Annotated in this window: 18 protein-coding genes; 13 read left to right on the forward strand and 5 right to left on the reverse strand. The window is 45.2% G+C overall.

Translation table 11 applies throughout. The features are described 5' to 3' along the window. Positions 1 to 32: 32 nt before the first annotated feature. Genes BCF55_RS08735 through fliF form a run of 6 tightly spaced genes read left to right on the forward strand, consistent with a single transcriptional unit; the run spans position 33 to position 5,742 of the window. Positions 33 to 1,415, forward strand: a complete 1,383-nt coding sequence (locus BCF55_RS08735; protein ID WP_121012872.1) for a hypothetical protein — start codon at positions 33 to 35, stop codon at positions 1,413 to 1,415. Continuing rightward, positions 1,351 to 3,159, forward strand: coding sequence for a tetratricopeptide repeat protein (locus BCF55_RS08740; RefSeq protein ID WP_121012874.1), 1,809 nt, complete (start codon positions 1,351 to 1,353; stop codon positions 3,157 to 3,159). The genes BCF55_RS08735 and BCF55_RS08740 overlap by 65 nt, the downstream gene beginning before the upstream one ends. 1 nt (position 3,160) lies before the next feature. Beyond that, complete coding sequence (gene flgB, locus BCF55_RS08745; RefSeq protein WP_121012876.1) at positions 3,161 to 3,535, forward strand: flagellar basal body rod protein FlgB; 375 nt, start codon at positions 3,161 to 3,163, stop codon at positions 3,533 to 3,535. Further along, positions 3,532 to 3,945 (forward strand): flagellar basal body rod protein FlgC, encoded by a 414-nt coding sequence (gene flgC, locus BCF55_RS08750; protein WP_121012878.1) that lies wholly within the window; start codon positions 3,532 to 3,534, stop codon positions 3,943 to 3,945. Before flgB ends, flgC begins: the two co-directional genes overlap by 4 nt. Then, on the forward strand, positions 3,936 to 4,229 hold the full coding sequence (gene fliE, locus BCF55_RS08755; protein WP_121012880.1) for a flagellar hook-basal body complex protein FliE: 294 nt from the start codon (positions 3,936 to 3,938) through the stop codon (positions 4,227 to 4,229). The genes flgC and fliE overlap by 10 nt, the downstream gene beginning before the upstream one ends. 1 nt (position 4,230) lies before the next feature. After that, positions 4,231 to 5,742, forward strand: a complete 1,512-nt coding sequence (gene fliF, locus BCF55_RS08760; protein WP_121012882.1) for a flagellar basal-body MS-ring/collar protein FliF — start codon at positions 4,231 to 4,233, stop codon at positions 5,740 to 5,742. On the opposite strand, the gene purF is transcribed toward fliF, so the two are convergent. The 3 genes from purF to gspD are packed head-to-tail and all read right to left on the reverse strand — an operon-like array spanning position 5,743 to position 9,804. Next, on the reverse strand, positions 5,743 to 7,143 hold the full coding sequence (gene purF / locus BCF55_RS08765) for an amidophosphoribosyltransferase (RefSeq protein WP_121012884.1): 1,401 nt from the start codon (positions 7,141 to 7,143) through the stop codon (positions 5,743 to 5,745). A gap of 20 nt (positions 7,144 to 7,163) precedes the next feature. Next, positions 7,164 to 7,811 (reverse strand): hypothetical protein, encoded by a 648-nt coding sequence (locus BCF55_RS08770; RefSeq protein WP_121012885.1) that lies wholly within the window; start codon positions 7,809 to 7,811, stop codon positions 7,164 to 7,166. Continuing rightward, positions 7,789 to 9,804: a type II secretion system secretin GspD gene (gene gspD, locus BCF55_RS08775; RefSeq protein ID WP_121012887.1), complete on the reverse strand. Its 2,016-nt coding sequence runs from the start codon at positions 9,802 to 9,804 to the stop codon at positions 7,789 to 7,791. The genes BCF55_RS08770 and gspD overlap by 23 nt, the downstream gene beginning before the upstream one ends. A gap of 137 nt (positions 9,805 to 9,941) precedes the next feature. On the opposite strand from gspD, the gene dnaN reads away from it, so the two are divergent. From dnaN to BCF55_RS08805, 6 genes are read left to right on the forward strand one after another with little or no spacing between them, the layout of a single operon-like run. Further along, the gene (gene dnaN, locus BCF55_RS08780; protein WP_121012889.1) at positions 9,942 to 11,033 is read left to right on the forward strand and encodes a DNA polymerase III subunit beta; all 1,092 of its coding nucleotides are present in this window, start codon (positions 9,942 to 9,944) and stop codon (positions 11,031 to 11,033) included. An 11-nt stretch (positions 11,034 to 11,044) separates the two neighbouring features. Further along, positions 11,045 to 11,269, forward strand: a complete 225-nt coding sequence (locus BCF55_RS08785; protein WP_121012891.1) for a hypothetical protein — start codon at positions 11,045 to 11,047, stop codon at positions 11,267 to 11,269. Then, the gene (locus BCF55_RS08790) at positions 11,262 to 12,020 is read left to right on the forward strand and encodes an LOG family protein (protein WP_121012893.1); all 759 of its coding nucleotides are present in this window, start codon (positions 11,262 to 11,264) and stop codon (positions 12,018 to 12,020) included. The genes BCF55_RS08785 and BCF55_RS08790 overlap by 8 nt, the downstream gene beginning before the upstream one ends. After that, positions 11,998 to 13,128, forward strand: a complete 1,131-nt coding sequence (gene sbcD, locus BCF55_RS08795; protein ID WP_121012895.1) for an exonuclease subunit SbcD — start codon at positions 11,998 to 12,000, stop codon at positions 13,126 to 13,128. Before BCF55_RS08790 ends, sbcD begins: the two co-directional genes overlap by 23 nt. Positions 13,129 to 13,137: 9 nt before the next feature. Beyond that, positions 13,138 to 13,746 (forward strand): NAD(P)/FAD-dependent oxidoreductase, encoded by a 609-nt coding sequence (locus tag BCF55_RS08800; RefSeq protein ID WP_121012897.1) that lies wholly within the window; start codon positions 13,138 to 13,140, stop codon positions 13,744 to 13,746. Beyond that, positions 13,743 to 14,618 carry a lysylphosphatidylglycerol synthase domain-containing protein gene (locus BCF55_RS08805; RefSeq protein ID WP_245960425.1) on the forward strand — a complete coding sequence of 292 codons (876 nt, stop codon included), beginning with the start codon at positions 13,743 to 13,745 and terminating at the stop codon, positions 14,616 to 14,618. Before BCF55_RS08800 ends, BCF55_RS08805 begins: the two co-directional genes overlap by 4 nt. On the opposite strand, the gene dxr is transcribed toward BCF55_RS08805, so the two are convergent. Beyond that, the gene (gene dxr / locus BCF55_RS08810; protein WP_121012899.1) at positions 14,578 to 15,723 is read right to left on the reverse strand and encodes a 1-deoxy-D-xylulose-5-phosphate reductoisomerase; all 1,146 of its coding nucleotides are present in this window, start codon (positions 15,721 to 15,723) and stop codon (positions 14,578 to 14,580) included. The genes BCF55_RS08805 and dxr overlap by 41 nt on opposite strands. 43 nt (positions 15,724 to 15,766) lie before the next feature. Between dxr and BCF55_RS09720 the strand changes: the two genes are divergently transcribed. Next, positions 15,767 to 15,943: a hypothetical protein gene (locus tag BCF55_RS09720; RefSeq protein WP_170144781.1), complete on the forward strand. Its 177-nt coding sequence runs from the start codon at positions 15,767 to 15,769 to the stop codon at positions 15,941 to 15,943. 2 nt (positions 15,944 to 15,945) lie between these two features. Here BCF55_RS09720 and BCF55_RS08815 read toward each other — a convergent pair whose 3' ends face one another. Further along, the gene (locus BCF55_RS08815) at positions 15,946 to 17,337 is read right to left on the reverse strand and encodes an NADH-quinone oxidoreductase subunit N (RefSeq protein ID WP_121012901.1); all 1,392 of its coding nucleotides are present in this window, start codon (positions 17,335 to 17,337) and stop codon (positions 15,946 to 15,948) included.

Consider the following 17,337-nt stretch of genomic DNA (forward strand, 5'->3'; position numbering starts at 1 on the left):
TAGCGCAAGCGCCGATTTAACTACCAGAGATTATGCTGAACAAGGTAGAGTTTGGTGAGTTTTCTATACTCTTTAAAGAGCTCGGGTTAGAATTTGCGGAGAATTCTGATATCAGCTTTGCAGACCTTATGAACTTGATACTCGGAGAGTTCAAAAACAAAGAACCTGTGGTTCCTGACCAACCTCAACCCTTCACAAAGGGCAAACCTGACCAAAACCCGGAAAGAGAGATAACGCCTGGGCTGTTAAGACTGGTACTCTTATCGGGAATCAATATCGGTGAAAAGGAGGAGCTTCCTGAACCGGAAAGAGTAAGGTCGCCTCTTCCCCGTGAAGGGTTATCTGATGGAAAACTCCAGACTGAAAGTCCTATATTCCCCATATCCGAAGAAGAACTTGCCGCACCCGTAGTAAAGCATGTGAGTGACTATCCTGTGGAGGTAACATACGGTCAGGTATTTGGTGCAGAACCAAAGTCACGGGAGTATCCCGTAATTAGACCAGAGACTTCAGAGCCAGTCAGTATCCCCCCACAGAACACAGAAAAACAAACCAAAGGTTTAAATAGGCACTTAACCACCCAGTTCAAAGAGGAAAGCATCTTGAATGCTTTTGAAAGACCAGATTCAGAACAGAATACCCCTAAAGGCTACCTGATAACTAATACTTCAGAGATAAAGGAAAAACCATACATCTTCTATGCCGAAGCTGAGAATAGAACCGAAAGTATCCCCTCAGAGGTTGAAGAGTCCAGGACAGAGATACCTTTAAAAGAAGTTAAAGGGGAGAGAAAAGAACAGATAGATACAGGGAAAGAATTAAACAACTTAGAAACTACCAGATGGCAGGATTCCTCGGATAAGACAGCCCAGAGACTAAAGGATGAAGTGAAAGGGGACGTATCCACAAACGCTGTCCAGGAAAAAAAACAGGGAGAGGAGAGGATAGTTAGCAAGGATAGAGGTGAAAGCTTCACGGACACAAGAAGGGAGAACCCCTCTTACTTCCAGAGCGTTGGAGAAAGGTACCATACAGAAGAGGAAACCTTACAGGTTTACCGCAAGGACAATGCCCAACCTGCACAACACAGACCAGAAATTAAACATATAAATTTGAGGTTTGAGGATGCAAGCTTCAGGTTCAGATTCCACAACGAAAGTATAAACGTGGAGATAAGGGTAAGCCAGGATATACACAAGCAATTATCCTATCTTGACGTCCAAAGGCTCAGCAGAAACATTGAAAGCCTCGGGATGAGCCTTGAAGGGCTTAAGGTAAACGGGAATGAACTCTTCTTCAAAAGCTCAAGAAACGGAAAGAGGGCGGAGAGGTTTAATATAAAGGAAGAGGATGGAACTGGTAAGGAAGTTCTTTATAGCTCTTCTGATAGTTCTGATTTCAGCTTACTCTTATAACGCTGAGCAGACCTGGAACCCTGACCTTGGAAAGGGTTACTTTGAAAAAGGGGTTGAAAGTTTAAAGATACTTAACTACCTTGACGCGCTTATTTACTTCTCAAGAGCTTACAGTGTGGACCCTAAGTCCTATTACGGGGAGCTGTCCTACCTATACCTCGGGAAGAGTTATGCCCTTTACTCCTACGCATTTGGCAGCAAGAAAGGAGTCCTCGCAGCCATAGGTTACCTGAACCAGTATCCCTTCAATTACAAGGTTCCACGCTTTATACACACCCAGAGAGAGTTTATAGGAGACTCATACCTTCTGCTCCAGTGGTATGAGACGGCAAAGAATATATACGCGAACCTTTACGGTGAAACAGAAAAACCCGAGTACATGATAAAGTACGGATACGCTGCCTCCTTAGGAGGTAGCATTGAAGGATACAACTACTTAAAAAAACTGGACAGAGAGGGTGTTCCTGAAGACTACATTGACGTTTACTACATGACAATGGGTTTTTACAACTTCAACCTTGGCAGGTATAAGCTTGCAACCGAGTACATGTTGTACGCCATGAATGCGAACACCTACCTAAAGGAAGACCCCCACCTTCTCTTCAGAACAGGGGTATCCTACTACAAGCTCGGAGATTGGAGGAAAGCCTTACTTTATCTGGAATTAAGCCTAAAAAAGGACCCAATGAGGTTCTACGAGGACAGGGCTAACTTTTACCTTGCCATCATAAACCTTGAAACCAAGAACTTTAGAGAAGCTTACGCCAAATTGAAGGAACTCTCCCAAGAAGATAAACTCTTTTATAACAAGCTAACACAGATCCTATTCTCTTCTCTCTGGTATTACGAAGGCTTTCTTGAGGTTTACGGCGGAAAACTCGGCGATTACAGAAAAAAACTTTTACAGCTTGGTTGGTTAAACGTGGAAGATGTATACGGAGAGTTACCTGTAATAGGCTTGTATTACTTGGCTTTGAAGAGCAAAAAGATAAACGATGAGGAGATAGAGCTAATCAGGACCAAAAAGCTTACCCTGAGAGAATTTATCTTTGAGAATGAGCTTTTTACCTTTGACAGGTATATAGAAAGGGCTAAGGAACCTCTGGATAGTTACCTCTTTTTCAGAAGAGAGGATGCCAAGTTCATAACCAAGCTGTATAAGACCAATGAGGACACCTATCTCAAAATCTTGGGGAATCAAAAGGGCGTTGAGCTCTTAGCGAGGTCATTGGTGTTTTTGGGAGATAAAAGGGCAGAGAAGGTTTTACCCCTGGTAAAGGATGAGGGCATTCATAGGTTCCTCCTTGGACAGCTAAGTATCCTTCAGGACAAAAGAGATGAAGCTTTGAAACATCTACAGGAAAGCATTTCCCATCTTAAAGGAGAAGACAAGCTTGAAGCCGAACTGCTGAGTGTATACCTTAAAGGTTCCCCAGAGGAACTTGAAAAGGTTATCGGGAAGGTAGATTTCAGGAATGAGAGGTTCTCCAATTATGAACCCGTTGTCCTTGTCAGGACGGCAGACCTTTACTATGATAACGGAAACATGGAAAAAGCCCTGTCCTTCTACAAAAGGGTTACCGATAGGGCTACGGAAGATAATAACTACTGGTGGTCTATGTTCAGGATAGCGGTTATAAGTGAGTCTATGAAGGATAACACCACATTAAAATGGGTTGTAAAGCGGGCGAAAGAGAAAGATAATATATGGAGCAGGGCTATCAGGAGCCTATGGGAGGGTTAAGTTGGACCTGTTTAAAGGCATAAAGAAGCTGGAGCCAAGAGTTGACTTCACCTGGAAGAGGCACAAGGTCATACTCAGTAACATAGCCAACGCAGATACACCGAATTACAAGGCAAAGGACCTGGAATTTAAGGAAGAGGTTGATAGAATCTCTTTAAAAACAACAAACCCGAAACACATAAAACCCATAAGCAACGAAGGGTTTAGGGTGGTCAATGTAAACAGAGGTCTCGTTGGCAACGACAGGAACAACGTAAGTGTTGAAGAGGAGATGGCAAAGCTCACACAGAATAGACTAGCTTACGAAGTTTACATGAAGATGATATCGGGTAATATAGACAAGCTGAACAATGTAATAAGAGGAGGCAGGAGATGAACGACCTCTTTAGAACTTTTGAGATAAGTGCCTCTGGCATGTACGCCCAAAGACTCAGAATGAACACCGTAGCTTCCAACCTGGCAAATTATGAGGCTTACAAGCAAACAGGAGAACCCTTCAGGAAGCTTGAGGTGGTGTTTCAAGCCATATACAATCCGGACAGGGTTAGGAAGGGAGAGATACCAGTTGCCGTAACGCAGATAAAGGAGTCGGATGCACCCTTCAGGGTGATTTACGACCCGGATAATCCCAGGGCTGATGCTCAAGGATACGTTAGGCTACCAAACGTTGACCTCGTTAAAGAGATGGCAGACATGATATCTGCAGTCAGGAGCTACGAGGCAAACCTTAACGCCTTTAACTTAACAAAGGAGATGGCTAACAGGACTATAGAGCTATGGAGATAAGAGGTATAAATTACAAAGCCTTTGAAAGCTTCCTAAAGGAAAAAGGGAGAGAAGTAAAAAGTCCTGAGGACTTCGCTGATGCTTTGAAAGAATTTATCCAGTGGGTAAACGACCAACAGGAGAAGGCAAAGAATGTCAGGGAAGCCGTCCTCAGTGGAGAGGATGTCCCACTACACAGAATGGTAATTGAGTTTGAGAAGGCAAGCGTTGCCCTTAATCTTATGATAGAAGTAAGGAACAGACTCCTGGAGGGTTATCAGGAGTTGTTAAGGATGCAGGTGTAATATGGCTGATTTAAGTGGCACGCTCAGGAGCATTCAGGAACGTTTTTCCGCTATGCCTCTTACTCAAAAGGTTCTCCTGATAGGAATACCGGCTGTGGTCTTCTCCCTTATAGTCACGGTGCTTATATACTCCCTTCAACCCAACTACGCCGTCCTATACAGCAATCTCAACCCTGAAGACATGAATGCGGTTCTTACCGAACTGGACAAGGAGGGGATAAAGTATAAGGTAGGCAGAGACGGCAGGACAATCCTCGTTCCTGAAGATAAGGTCAGGGACACCAGGTTAAAACTCGCCGCCAAGGGAATACCCAACAAAGGAATAATAGGATATGAACTCTTTGATAAAAGTACGATAGGGCTTTCCGAGTTTCAGCAGAGGGTGAACTTTAAAAGAGCAATAGAGGGTGAACTTGTTAGAACAATACTGAGGTTCAAGAATATAGAGGATGCACGGGTTCACATAGCTCTACCGGAGAAATCCATATTCCTACGGGACGAAAAGGAGCCCAGTGCATCCGTCTTTATAAGACTCAAGCCAGGAGCCGAAATAGCTGAAGAGCAGGTTAGAGCTATCAGGAACCTCGTTGCCGCAAGCGTGGAGGACCTCAAACCCCAGAATGTTGTTGTTATTGACGACAAAGGTAGGAACCTCACAGCAAGTCTGGACGAAGGAGAAGAGGCGATATCAAACAAACAGCTCAGGATAAGAAAGGAACTTGAAAGGGAGATAGAGAAAAAGGTTCAAACCGCCTTGGAAGAGGCTCTGGGATACGGAAACGTGAAAGTTAGAGTTTCCGTTGAGCTTGACTTCACTAAAGTTCAGAAAAAAGAAGAAACTTACGACCCAGATATGACAGCTGTTGTAAGTGAGCAGAAGAGGAAGGAGACAACCACGGGCATTCCTACCGGTGGTGTTCCTGGGACGGCTGCAAACATACCTCCAGGCACCGGGGCTATTCAGGGGCAAACCGGAACACTGTCCGAGAAAAAGGAGACGATTACCAACTACGAGGTAAGCAAGAAGGAAATCGTATCCATTGATAACACCCTGAAGATAAAGCGCCTGAGCGTTGGGGTGATAATCAACAAGGAGCTAAAGGGTATTGATGAGGAGAGCGTTAAGAAGATAGTTTCGGCAGCAGCAGGCATAGACCCTAACAGGGGAGACACGCTCTCTGTGATAGCTATACCCTTCACTAAACCAGCTGAGGTAGAAGAGGTTGGTCCTCCAGTTCCTGTGTGGGAGAGGTTCTTGATACCGGGCATCGTTGGAGCTGTAATGGCTTTACTCCTGATCTTTGGAATGCTGAGACTTTTGAGGAAAAAACCAACCCCTGTCCCCGTACCGGCTGAAGCTCCAACCCCTGAGGAGATAGTTACCATAAGGGGTGCCGAAGCTCTCAGAGAAACTGCGAGAGAGCTTGAGGTCGTAAGGACAATGACAGAAGTTGCAAGGAAAGAGCCTAAAAAGGTTGCTGCCATGCTTAAACTATGGCTTAGGGAAGAGTGATCAGTCTCTTTTTCTCTCTATTGCTACTTTGTCAACATCTATAGGATAGTCATTGCTGAAACAAGCGTCGCAGAAATCGTTTCTGTTGGCAACACAGCTTCTGAGTCCCTCAAGGGATAGATATCTCAAAGAGTCAACGCCTATGAACTTTCTTATGTCCTCAAGGTCCATCTGGTTTGCTATAAGCTCCTCTCTGGTAGGAGTATCTATGCCGTAATAACAGGGACCTATTACAGGTGGGGAAGCTATCCTCATGTGTATCTCCTTAGCTCCCGCACGTCTGAGCATGGCTACTATCCTTTTAGAGGTGGTCCCTCTAACCAAAGAGTCGTCTATCACAACTATCCGTTTCCCTTCCAGAACGGCTCTGTTCGGGCTGAGCTTCATAAGAACACGGAGATTCCTTAGCTCCTGAGTGGGCTCTATAAAACTCCTACCAACGTAATGGTTCCTTATAAGTCCCATCTCAAGGGGCAAAGCCCTTTCCTGAGCGTACCCAAGGGCAGGAACAACACCTGAGTCAGGCACAGGGATAACCACATCTGCCTCCACATCATCCTCCCTCGCAAGCTGTCTGCCAAGCTCTTTCCTAACGTTGTAAGCCCAATCTCCAAAGATAAAGCTGTCAGGCCTGGAGAAGTAAACAAACTCAAAGATACAGTAAGCTCTTCTTTCCTGTTTAAAGGGGAAATAGCTTCTTATCCCGGCTTCGTCAATTATCACTATCTCTCCAGGCTTAACCTCTCTCCAAAATTCAGCTTCAACGGTTTCAAAAGCACAGCTCTCTGAAGCAAATAGAAGTGTCTTACCCTTCCTGCCTATGCTGAGGGGTCTGAAACCGTAAGGGTCCCTCCCGGCTATGAGCTTATCCTTGTACAGCATAAGAAAGCTGTAAGCCCCCTCAACCCTGCTCAGCACGTACATAAGCCTTGGTATAAAGTCCACATCCCTGGGGTGGACGTTCACTCCTTCGGGAATCAGGAACTCTCCAAGGTTGAATAAGTTCAGGAAGAGTTCCGTGTCTGAGCTGTAATCAAAACCCACACCTTTACTCTCAAGCTCTCTACGGAGACTTACGTAATTAACTATGTTTCCGTTGTGAACGACAGCTATCTTTCCTACAACCGTTTCCTTGACTATGGGTTGAGCGTTTGCTGCTCCAGAATCCCCCGCCGTTGAATATCTCACATGGGCTATAGCGTTGTTACCCTTGAGGAAGTTCAGGTCTTCCTGCTTTATAGCTTCAAGAACCCTGCCGGATTTTTTCACTGTCCTTATGTCTTCCCCATCCCAGCTGCTAATCCCTACACTCTCCTGTCCACGGTGTTGCAGAGAGTATATCTGTAAGAAGGCATACTGAGAAGCGTAAGGGCTATTAAAAACTCCCGCTATACCGCACACAACTAATAAATATAACCTGTTTATTTTAGCTCAGCGGTGATATTGTTCAGCCTGCCCCTTATCAATAAGCTCCCTAAGGACCCCTTGAACTCTCCACTCAGCTCCGAAGCCAAGAGGTTTTGGAGATTCAGCTTTAACATACCCCCTCCGTTAAGCTTAATACCCATGTACTCAATGTCCCCGTCAAAGCTCTTACCCTTAAAGTATAAGTTCATAGCGTCTATCTTGAAGCCTTTGGCAACAAATCTCCTTACACTCAAAGTTCCTTTGAGCTTGTTACCTTCAAGCTCCAGATTTCCAGAGACCAGTCCTATTCCCTTAAGGCAGTCAGCAGAGTTGAACTCTGCTCTCAACCGCCTGAATCCCAATAAAGCGCTTATCTTGCCACTTCCGCAGACTGCAGACAGACTCAAGCCTACCGGTTCAAAGCTCAATCTTGTCTTTGCAAAACTCCCTAAGGGCTGGTTCCTGTAAAAGACCTTAAGGTTCTCAAGGTAAACGCTTAAAAACCCTTCCTCAACCCTGTTGGGAAAGATATAAACACCATGTCCGGATAGAAACCTGTCCAAGAGGATAGCTTTTGGAATTGCAAAGAGCAGGGCAACGGACATCACAGATAGGGTTAGAAAGGTTAATAGGGTCAGTTTAAAAATAGTAGTCTTCTTCATCTTCCTCCTTTTCTTTTTCCTTTTTCTTCTCTTCCAGCATCTTCTCTATTTCCTCTGAGAGCTTTCTGTGCTCTTCCGTTATCTTAGATAGTTCCTCTGGAGAGGAAACAACGTAGGGGGTTATGAAGATGAAAAGGGTGGTCTTGTCATTCTGCTTTACGTCCCTTCTGAAGAGCCTCCCCAGTATAGGAACCTTCCAGAGTCCGGGGACACCTTCCATGCTCTTTAAAGTTTTTGTGCTGACGAGCCCTCCCAGTATAACCGTCTGACCGTTCTCTATAACCACATCTGAGTTAACCTGTCTGTTAGAGGTTACCGGGACGGTGTAGCTCGTAGCCCCTATCTGATTTGTAACGAAATCTATTATCTCTTGGAGGGACAGGTTTATCGTAAGTCTCAAATTCTCTCCGGATATCCTTGGAGTAACGTCCAGCTCAAGCCCTACCTCCTTATAGTCATAGGTGATTATAGGTTGCCCGTTTATGTCAAACTTCAAACCCTCCGCATAGGGAACGACCTGTCCGACCTTTATAACTGCCGGTTGGTTGTCAAGGGTAAGAACCTTGGGATTTGAAACTATGTTAAAACCCGAACCCGTCTCTATCAAGGAAAACAGAAGGACAAGGTCTGGAAAGAACAGGCTTGTATCACCTATCGTAACTGTTTTACCTACATCCGAGAAAACACCCATGAGGAAGTTCCCCGAGAGAAAAGAACTGTATATGTCCGTCAGAGAGCTACCCCTAAAGCTAGCTCCACCATGCTTGCCGAGAACCTGCCACTTAATCCCTATGTCAAGAAGGCTGCTTGTGGAAGCCTCAACCACCGTCGCAGCTATCAGAACCTGTTTTCTTCTTATATCCAGGCTAGATATGAGCTTCTTCAGGCTCTCGTACTCAGTTCTGGTTCCGTAAAGTATCGCGGAGTTTGTACCCCTGTCAAAACCTATTTTCATACCTTCTTCTGTGGTTATAAAAGGAATCGGTTGGGACTCCTGAGGTGTAGGCTGATGGCTTGGAACCCTATTTTTACCTTCATTTCTACCTTCTTTCCCGGTTTGCTGCTGTTGAAGGGGCTGGGGTCTTGGATACGTTCTCTGGGTTGTTGCTCTAACAGCCCCACCACTTAACAGACTCTGAAGACTCTCCGAGAGTTCCTCAGCTGATATAAACTGGAGGGGTATTATGTAAAAGCTCCTTACCTCAGATACAACTTCTTCTGTATCTATTTCAGCTATGACACCCTTTATAGATTCATGGGCACCTTTTGGAGCAAAGATAACCAGAGCGTTAGCATCCTCGCTTGAGGAAACGACTAAGGGGGTGCCAAATTTCTTGTTAAATACGCTGCTTAACGGAGATATGATCCTTACCGCATCCTTCACAGAAAGGTGTTTTAGCCTATAAACCCTAACCTCACCTTCTATATCGCTTTTATCTATGCTTGAGAGTATCTTCTGAGCCTTTTCTATGTTTTCTCCCACATCTGCAATCAAGAGAGAGTTAGAGGGGTTATGAACAGACACCCTTGCGAAGGGAGACAGAAAAGGTCTTATTGCGTTCATAGCATCCTGGGCGTCAGCGTACCTAAGGCTAAAAACAAGGGTAGCAAGCTCCCCCTCTGCAGGTTTACTTTTCAGCTGGGCGACCGTCACAGCCTCGTTTACCGGAAGTACCTTTACGGTTTTTTCCCCTTCTATAACACCAAAACCCTGCATAAACAGGGTAGAAGTGAAAACGTCCCAAGCCTCTTTTAACTTTAAAGGTTTTGAGAATACAAGGGTAACCTTTCCCCTGACAGCAGGGTCAACAACAACGTTCTTGCCAATAAGCTTTCCCATGAAAAGGGCAAGCTCCCCCACGTCCACTTCCTGGAAGTTCAGAACTACTTCACCCTTCTTCTTAGCTTCCTGAGCAAGACTTTCCAGGCTGTCTCCCGTTTGAGCAAGCGCTACCCCAAGAGCAAAAAGCAGAATTAAAAATGCTCTCTTCATATCCTCTTAGAGATTATATTCCACCAGCTATAACCGTTCTAACCTTTCTCCTTATGAAGGTGCAAGAAGTGTGCCAGAATCACAAACTGGCTGAGCGTAGAGTAAAATAGTTAAGAACTTTCACTCGGAGGGTAAAAATGAAACTTCAGATTGACAGGGAGGAATTTGAAGAAGCACTTAAGAAGGCTAAGGAAGCTACGGAGAAAAAATCAGCCCTTCCAATTCTTACTAACTTTTTACTAACTGCCGAAAAAGACAGACTCGTTATAAAAGCCACTGACCTTGAAAACTACCTGATACTGAGTGTAAAGGCTGACATTGAGGAAGAAGGTTCTGTATGTGTAAGCTCAAGGAGTCTATCGGATATAGTTAGAAATCTGGGCTCCGCCATTCTCTATATACAGACCGATGGTGACAAGCTCGTTATAACCGGAGGCAGGAGCAAGTTTAAACTTCCCACGGTTCCTCCTGAGGATTTCCCAGAGTTTCCTGAGGTTATTGAAGGCGAAGAGACGCTCAGCGGAAACCTTATACTCAAAGGCATAGCAAAGACTGAATACGCAATAGCCAAGGAGGAGGCGAGGATTTCTCTGCAGGGTATGTACATGAGGGGACACGATAACAGAATTCACTTTGTAGGATCAGATGGACACAGGCTCGCCCTTTTTGAGCCAGAAGGCTCCTTCTCGTACGAGCTTCTTATTCCCAGAAAGAGTCTGAAGGTAGTTCAGAGGTTGTTAACGGGTATAGAGGACGTTAGGGTTGCTAAGAACGAGGACGGCAGCTTTGCTTACCTCACCAGTGAGGACTGGAAATTGATAATAAGACTCCTTGAAGGGGAGTACCCCGACTATTTGGCTGTGATCCCCTCCGAGTTTTCCGCAGAGGTGCTTCTTGATGTGGACGAGACAAAGAAAGCGTTGAAGAGATTATCAGGACTAACGGAGGGAAGGATTTTTCCTGTAAAGATAACTTTGAGCGACAACCTTGCCGTACTTGAGTTTATGGACCCTGAGTTTGGAGAGGGCAGGGAAGAGATAGATATTGACTACGTGGGTGAACCCTTTGAGATAGGCTTCAACGGCAAGTATATCCTTGAAGCCCTTGAAGTTCTGGACTCAGAGAAAGCATGGTTTAAGTTCACAACTCCGGACACCGCCGCCCTCCTGGAGTCAGACGATTATGAAAAAGACCCGTACAGATGTATAATTATGCCGATGCGCGTTTAAGGGGGAAGCCTATGAGAAATATCTTTATGCCAATACTCCTGCTTCTGTTTCTTATACCCGGCTTTGTTACAGGCAAGAAGAAGGAAACTTACATAGCCAAAACAAAGAATAATGTCAAGCATTCAAAACGAGTTAAGAGCAGAACCTACATAAGGAAGTACCCGGTAAAGTCAAACACCGCCAAGAGTGGGGAGGAATTAAAGCTTCAGGAGATTGTCAAAGACATCTATGAGTAAAGATAGTCTGAGGATAATTGAAGAGCTTAAGTTAAGACAGGGTGACACATGGCGCGTCCTCAAGATAATGAGCGAGTTCGTTCAGGGCTTTGACGAGCTTGCAAACGTTGGTCCGGCGGTAACCTTCTTTGGTAGCTCACGGAGTAAGGAGGAGGATAGATACTACAGGCTCGCCTATGAAACAGCTTTTAACCTTGGGAAGCTTGGCTATACGATAATAACTGGAGGGGGACCAGGAATAATGGAAGCTGCCAACAGGGGAGCTCACGATAGTGGGACACTGTCGGTGGGACTGAACATAGAGATACCGAGAGAGCAACACCCTAACAAATATCAGAACCTGTCCCTGAAGTTTGATTACTTCTTTGTCAGGAAGGTCATGTTAATAAAGTATTCCTTAGCTTACGTGATATTCCCAGGTGGCTTTGGAACCTTTGACGAGCTATTTGAGGCTCTCACCTTAATACAGACAGGAAAAAGTTATAGGTTTCCTATAATTCTGTTTGGAAGCGAGTTTTGGAAACCCCTGTTAAACTACATGGAAAGCGTTATGGTAAGGTTCGGAACCATTGATAAAGATGATATAGAATTGATGAGTCTCGTAGATTCCCCTCCTGAAGTTACCGAACTCCTTTACAAAAGAAGCAAAGAGAAGTACCATTTCCTTGAAGAATACTACGGAGAAGAAACAACTTTTATGGAGAAGCTCAGAAGGATACTAAAGAACCATGAAGTTATTACACATAGCTGACCTTCATGCAGGGAAAACGCTGGGGAAAGTTAGCAGAAACCCAGACCTTGAGTATGCACTTTCTCAGGTGGTTGAGTACGCGAAGGAGGACGGAACAGAAGTCCTCCTGGTGGCGGGAGATGTTTTTGACAAAGCTAACCCCGATAACGAGTCAAAGGAGCTTATATTTGATTTCTTCCTCAGGCTCAAGAATATAGGAACGGAAGTGGTTGTGATAGCCGGTAACCACGACAGCTATGACTTTATGAAGAGCATAAAGGGGCTCACCAAGCTTGCGAACGTCCACATATACGATAGACCGAGCAAAGAGCACTTCCTTTACTCCGTTGGAGAGCTGAAGGTTGCCTGTCTCCCCTATCCCTCCGAGAGGGTTATCACCGGAGCGGACGAGGATTCAAAGAAGAGTTACGCTGAACTGGTTGGGAAGTTCATAAGGTTCCTGGCAGAGTCCGTTAAAGATGCAAGGTTTAAAGTCCTGTTAGCTCATCTATTTATAGCCGGTTCTACTTACACAAAGACGGAAAGGGAAGCTACGATAACCCATCACTACGCAGTACAGCCGGCGAGCTTAAGTGATATTTTTGATTACGTTGCCCTTGGACATGTTCACAAACATCAGAGGATTGAAAAAGCTCCAACTTACGCTTACTATACGGGTTCTCTGTATCAGCTGGACTTCTCAGAGGCGGGAGACAAGAAGTTTTTCAACAGAATCCTCTTTGAAGATGTACAGCCCAGGATAGAGGTGGTTGAGCTCTCCCTGAAAAACCCCTTGAGCGTTTTCAATATAGAGCAGAGCAAGATTATGGGTGAGCTTGATAAGATGAAAGCTACACCCGGCTACCTAAAGATTGTGATAAAGGTTGAGGATAAGACAAAGATGCCACCTCTAATAGAGAAGCTTAGAGAAGAGCTTGGAGAGAAGCTTATAAAGATAGAACAGATAGAGGATTCCGATAAGGGCAAACCAGGTTCACCACACCCCGGTACCCTTGATCCGTTAAAGCTATACAGGGAGTACTACCAATCAGCTTACGGGAAAGAACTCCCCGAAGAGATAGAGAAAAAGTTTCTGGAGCTACTCAGGGAAGCGGAAGGGAGTATATAATAGGTATCCATGAGATACGACGTTATCATAATTGGTGGAGGAGCTTCCGGTTTGTCATGCGCTTTAACTCTCGCCTCCGCAAAGGGAAGAGGTTGGGACTGGGCAGAGAACAGAAGATACCTTGTTCTGGATACGAATCGCTCAGATATGAACAGGGCGCTGTTTAAAAACGTTCCGGGTATACCTTACGGTACGACCGGGAAAGAACTGCTGCAGAATATAAAAGCTCAGATAAAATCCTTTGGAGATGTTGATTTCCTGGAAGAGGAAGCCGTTAAGGTAGAAGGGAACAAAGGTAACTTTACAGTAACCACTAAGGGTGGCAAGACCTTCACCTCTGAGTTTGTGGTACTGGCAAGCGGTTTTCACAGATTTGATATAGAGTGTAAAGGTGTTGAGGTTTTAGATAACCCCAAATCTCCCAAGCCTGGCAGGATTATGGTTAAACATGACGGGGACTACAGGGTGAAGGAAGGCTTATACGTTGCAGGTCTCCTCGCAGGAGGAAGCTCCATGTTTACAATTGCTGCCGGGATAGGGGTCCAGGTTGCCATAAATATACTCTCCGAGTGGGCTGGAAAACCCATAGTAATCCATGACGTTCCGGAGGAAGGTTGATAAAGAGATTAGCCCTCCCCCTGCTGATCTCAGCTCTTTTCCTGTTTCTATTTCTCTACCTTATCCCCTTTAAAGAGATAACAACTCTAATTTCAAGTATAGAGGGAAAAGAGCTTTTGGGTGCCTTTCTTCTGTACACGCTCAGTCAGATAACCAGGAGCCTGAGGTGGAAGATTCTTCTCAGGGAATTGAGCCTGGTAGAAGCTTACCTGATAAATTCCGCAAATATATTCCTGAACAACCTCCTGCCCGCTCGGACAGGAGAGCTGAGCTGGTTTTACTACGCAAAGAGGCTGGGTGTGGAATTGAAGAGTTCTCTCTGGAGCTTCTTCTTGGGAAGGCTGTATGACCTCTTAGGCTTGTTGTTACTATTTATTCTATCTTACGCTTTTAATAAAAGCCCTGTGCTCATTATCTTAAGCCTCCTGGGACTGCTCGGTTTTTCACTCCTCCTGCCTATGGTGTGTGTGGTTATACCTTCCGTTGGAAAGTTGATAGAGTTTAAAAGTTTCCTAAAGAGGGAGCTTACACCCTCCCTGTCCTTAAAGTTATCCCTTCTTTCCACGCTGAGCTTTTTTCTAAAGGCTCTTTCGCTTTTTATCTTAATGAGCGGGTATCTAAGCTTAGATTTCTTCAAATTCTCCTTCGCCTTTGCAGGTGGTGAACTCACAACAATACTACCCGTGCATGGTTTCATGGGTTTCGGAACTTACGAGGCGGGTTTTCTGTTGCCTCTGAAGGTCATGGGCGAGGAGTTTAAGGAAGGGTTGAAAGTTGGTTTCGCAGTTCACACCTTTCTGCTGCTGGCCTCCGCATTCTGGGGACTGATATCTATACTACTCCTGCATACTCTCTCTCGTAAATATCCCTGACTTTAGCTCTTCCCCACTCAACAGCCGCAAGTATCTCATCAATACTCCTCGGGTCTGATATGTTCACCTCAGAAAGAGTCTTCTCTATGATTTCCACTATCTTCAGAAACCCTATCCTTCCCTCCAGGAAGAGCTCCACAGCCTCTTCGTCAGCGCCCAGAAGCACAGGAATGTAAACGCCACCCATCTCCCCAGCCCACCTTGCAAGGTAAAGGGCTCTAAACTTGTCCGTATCAACCTCCTCAAAGCTGACCGGGGAAAGCTCAGGTAGGGGTTTCCTCTCAAAGGGGTAAGTTTTACGTTCCGGATAGAAAAGGGCATGCATTATAGGTATCTTCATATCAGTCTGAGATGCATGCATAAAGAAAGAGCCGTCTTTTAGCTCAACCACACCATGAACTACACTCTGGGGGTGTATCACAACCTTTATCCTATCCATATCAAGGCAGAACAGATTCATGGCTTCAAGGAGCTCAAAACCCTTGTTCATCAACGTGGCTGAGTCAATAGTTATCTTAGCCCCCATGTTCCACCTTGGATGTCTGAGAGCCTGCTCTTTCGTAGCCTTACTCATCTCCTCCAGACTCCAGTCCTTGAAAGGACCGCCAGAGGCGGTAAGGTAAACGAACCGTATGTCCTTTACGTCAATGTCTCTGAGGAGCTGAAACAGAGCGTTGTGTTCACTATCAACGGGTATAACCCTTTCCCTATTCTCCTTTACGAGCTCTCCTAAGCATATTATGGATTCCTTGTTGGAGGCAAGAAGCAGCTTCCCACTCTTGAGAACCACATGGGCAGGTTTTATACCGTTAACACCTGACACAGCGTTCATCACCCTGTCGGACAGAGCAACAGCTGCATGGAGCCCCTCATCGCCAAGCATGTGCTGTGTACCCTTTGGAAGGGAAGAAAGCCAATCTTTAGAAGGCTCTTCATAAGTAACAACAAGCTCCGGCTTGAACTTTCTCGTTTGTAGGAGAAGTGTATCCGATGCCCTGCGCGCAAGGAGGGCTTTAACCTCTATTTCTTCGGGGAACTTCTCAGCCACCTCAAGGGTCTGAGTTCCCACCGAACCCGTAGAGCCAAGAACAGCAAGTTTTATCATAACCTGTTATATTTTATTTCCTATGACACCCCAATGCCTTTTCATGTTCTTATTGGGCTTCTTTGCAGGGTTTATAACCGCCCTTGCCCTTATAGTGGGAGTTATAGTGCTACCCATAATCCTTGGAGTCGTCCTTGTCCTGGGCATAATAGCTTACTTCAGATACAGGAAGGAGCAAAAGAGAAGGGAGGAGATACTTAGGGAGTTTTGGGGAGAGTGATATTATACCAGTCTCAGTAACAGGTTCAGGACCGTATTGGGGAAAATACCGAAGAACATAACAGCTGCACCAGAAACTACAAGGGCAAAAGACTCCCCAGCGGATATAGATGTGGCTCCCCAGTCCCTTTCCTTTTCATGAAGGAACATATAAACGATGACCTTCAGGTAGTAGCCGGCAGATATTATGCTCGCAAGCACGAACAGGATCGCCAGGAGAAACATCTGGCTTTTCACAAGACCCATGAATATGCCCAACTTACCGACAAATACGGCCATTGGAGGTATACCTATAAGGGCAAACAAAAATAGGGCAAGGAAGGAAGCCAGAAGAGGATGCTCCTTTGCGACACCCTTAAAGTCCAAAAAGTGATGGCTCCAGCCCTCCTTCTTTTCCAGAACGGAGAGAACGGTAAAAGCTCCAAAGGTAGCAATGGCATACACAAATACGTAAAACAGGAGTGAGGTCATAAGAAGTTTATCAACGGCTGTGAGAGCGAGGGTGAAGTAGCCAGCGTGAGCTATGGAGGAATAAGCGAGGAGTCTCTTTACACTCCGCTGGGCATAAGCCATTAAATTACCGTAAAACATGGAAGCAACCGATATCGTACCTATAAGGAACTGCCACTGGGGAAGTGCAGAGAACATATAAACAGTAAGTTTAACGAACAGAAAATACATAGCTATCTTTGGAACTGTGGCAAGGAAAGAGGTTGTTGGGGTTGGGGCTCCTTCGTAAGCATCAGGCGTCCAGAAGTGAAAGGGAACTGCGGAAACCTTAAGAGCCAGGGATGACATTATGAAGAGGACACCGAGGGCAAATATCGGATCTGTTGCACTCTGAAACCCGAGAAGGGGACTCCCCGTGGCTCCGTAAACGAGTCCAGCACCAAGAGCAAACATTGAGGTTCCTGTAGTACCGATCACAAGGTACTTAAAGGCTCCTTCCTTGGAGAAGTACTCCCTCCTGAAAAGTCCAACGAGTATGTACATAGTTATTGAAGCAAGCTCAAGACCCACAAAAATTATGGCAAGATTCTCAGAAGAAAGCATAACCATAAAACCCAGTAAAGCTATCAGATAAAGATAGGAAAGCTCACTATAAACAGACCTCTTCTTTATAAAGAAGTCGTAAGAAGATATAAGAACCATACCAGTAACTGCCAGCAGGAAAAATTTGGCTATAAGGTTAAAGCCTGTTACAGTAAAGCCATTGAAGAGGGTGCTTGCGGGATAGTTCACAAAGAAAATGGAAAAGGCTGAAAGCACAACCGTTATAAAACCTATAACGGTTAGGGACTTGTAATACCTCTCTTTAAGCAGAAGTTCAAGAGCAAATATCAACAGTATTCCAAAGGAAAGAACCATCTCTGGCAAAAGGGCATTCCAATTCAA

The organism is Hydrogenivirga caldilitoris, from assembly GCF_003664005.1.
Classification (GTDB): Bacteria; Aquificota; Aquificia; order Aquificales; family Aquificaceae; genus Hydrogenivirga; species Hydrogenivirga caldilitoris.

What these genes read in the sequence shown, in the direction of transcription:
- gspD (WP_121012887.1), bottom strand. Translation starts at nt 9,804, where the DNA reads ATGAAGAGAGCATTTTTAATTCTGCTTTTTGCTCTTGGGGTAGCGCTT.
- fliE (WP_121012880.1), top strand. Translation starts at nt 3,936, where the DNA reads ATGGAGATAAGAGGTATAAATTACAAAGCCTTTGAAAGCTTCCTAAAG.
- fliF (WP_121012882.1), top strand. Translation starts at nt 4,231, where the DNA reads ATGGCTGATTTAAGTGGCACGCTCAGGAGCATTCAGGAACGTTTTTCC.
- dxr (WP_121012899.1), bottom strand. Translation starts at nt 15,723, where the DNA reads ATGATAAAACTTGCTGTTCTTGGCTCTACGGGTTCGGTGGGAACTCAG.
- flgC (WP_121012878.1), top strand. Translation starts at nt 3,532, where the DNA reads ATGAACGACCTCTTTAGAACTTTTGAGATAAGTGCCTCTGGCATGTAC.
- BCF55_RS08740 (WP_121012874.1), top strand. Translation starts at nt 1,351, where the DNA reads ATGGAACTGGTAAGGAAGTTCTTTATAGCTCTTCTGATAGTTCTGATT.
- BCF55_RS08790 (WP_121012893.1), top strand. Translation starts at nt 11,262, where the DNA reads ATGAGTAAAGATAGTCTGAGGATAATTGAAGAGCTTAAGTTAAGACAG.
- BCF55_RS08800 (WP_121012897.1), top strand. Translation starts at nt 13,138, where the DNA reads ATGAGATACGACGTTATCATAATTGGTGGAGGAGCTTCCGGTTTGTCA.
- sbcD (WP_121012895.1), top strand. Translation starts at nt 11,998, where the DNA reads ATGAAGTTATTACACATAGCTGACCTTCATGCAGGGAAAACGCTGGGG.
- BCF55_RS08770 (WP_121012885.1), bottom strand. Translation starts at nt 7,811, where the DNA reads ATGAAGAAGACTACTATTTTTAAACTGACCCTATTAACCTTTCTAACC.
- BCF55_RS09720 (WP_170144781.1), top strand. Translation starts at nt 15,767, where the DNA reads ATGTTCTTATTGGGCTTCTTTGCAGGGTTTATAACCGCCCTTGCCCTT.
- dnaN (WP_121012889.1), top strand. Translation starts at nt 9,942, where the DNA reads ATGAAACTTCAGATTGACAGGGAGGAATTTGAAGAAGCACTTAAGAAG.
- BCF55_RS08785 (WP_121012891.1), top strand. Translation starts at nt 11,045, where the DNA reads ATGAGAAATATCTTTATGCCAATACTCCTGCTTCTGTTTCTTATACCC.
- BCF55_RS08735 (WP_121012872.1), top strand. Translation starts at nt 33, where the DNA reads ATGCTGAACAAGGTAGAGTTTGGTGAGTTTTCTATACTCTTTAAAGAG.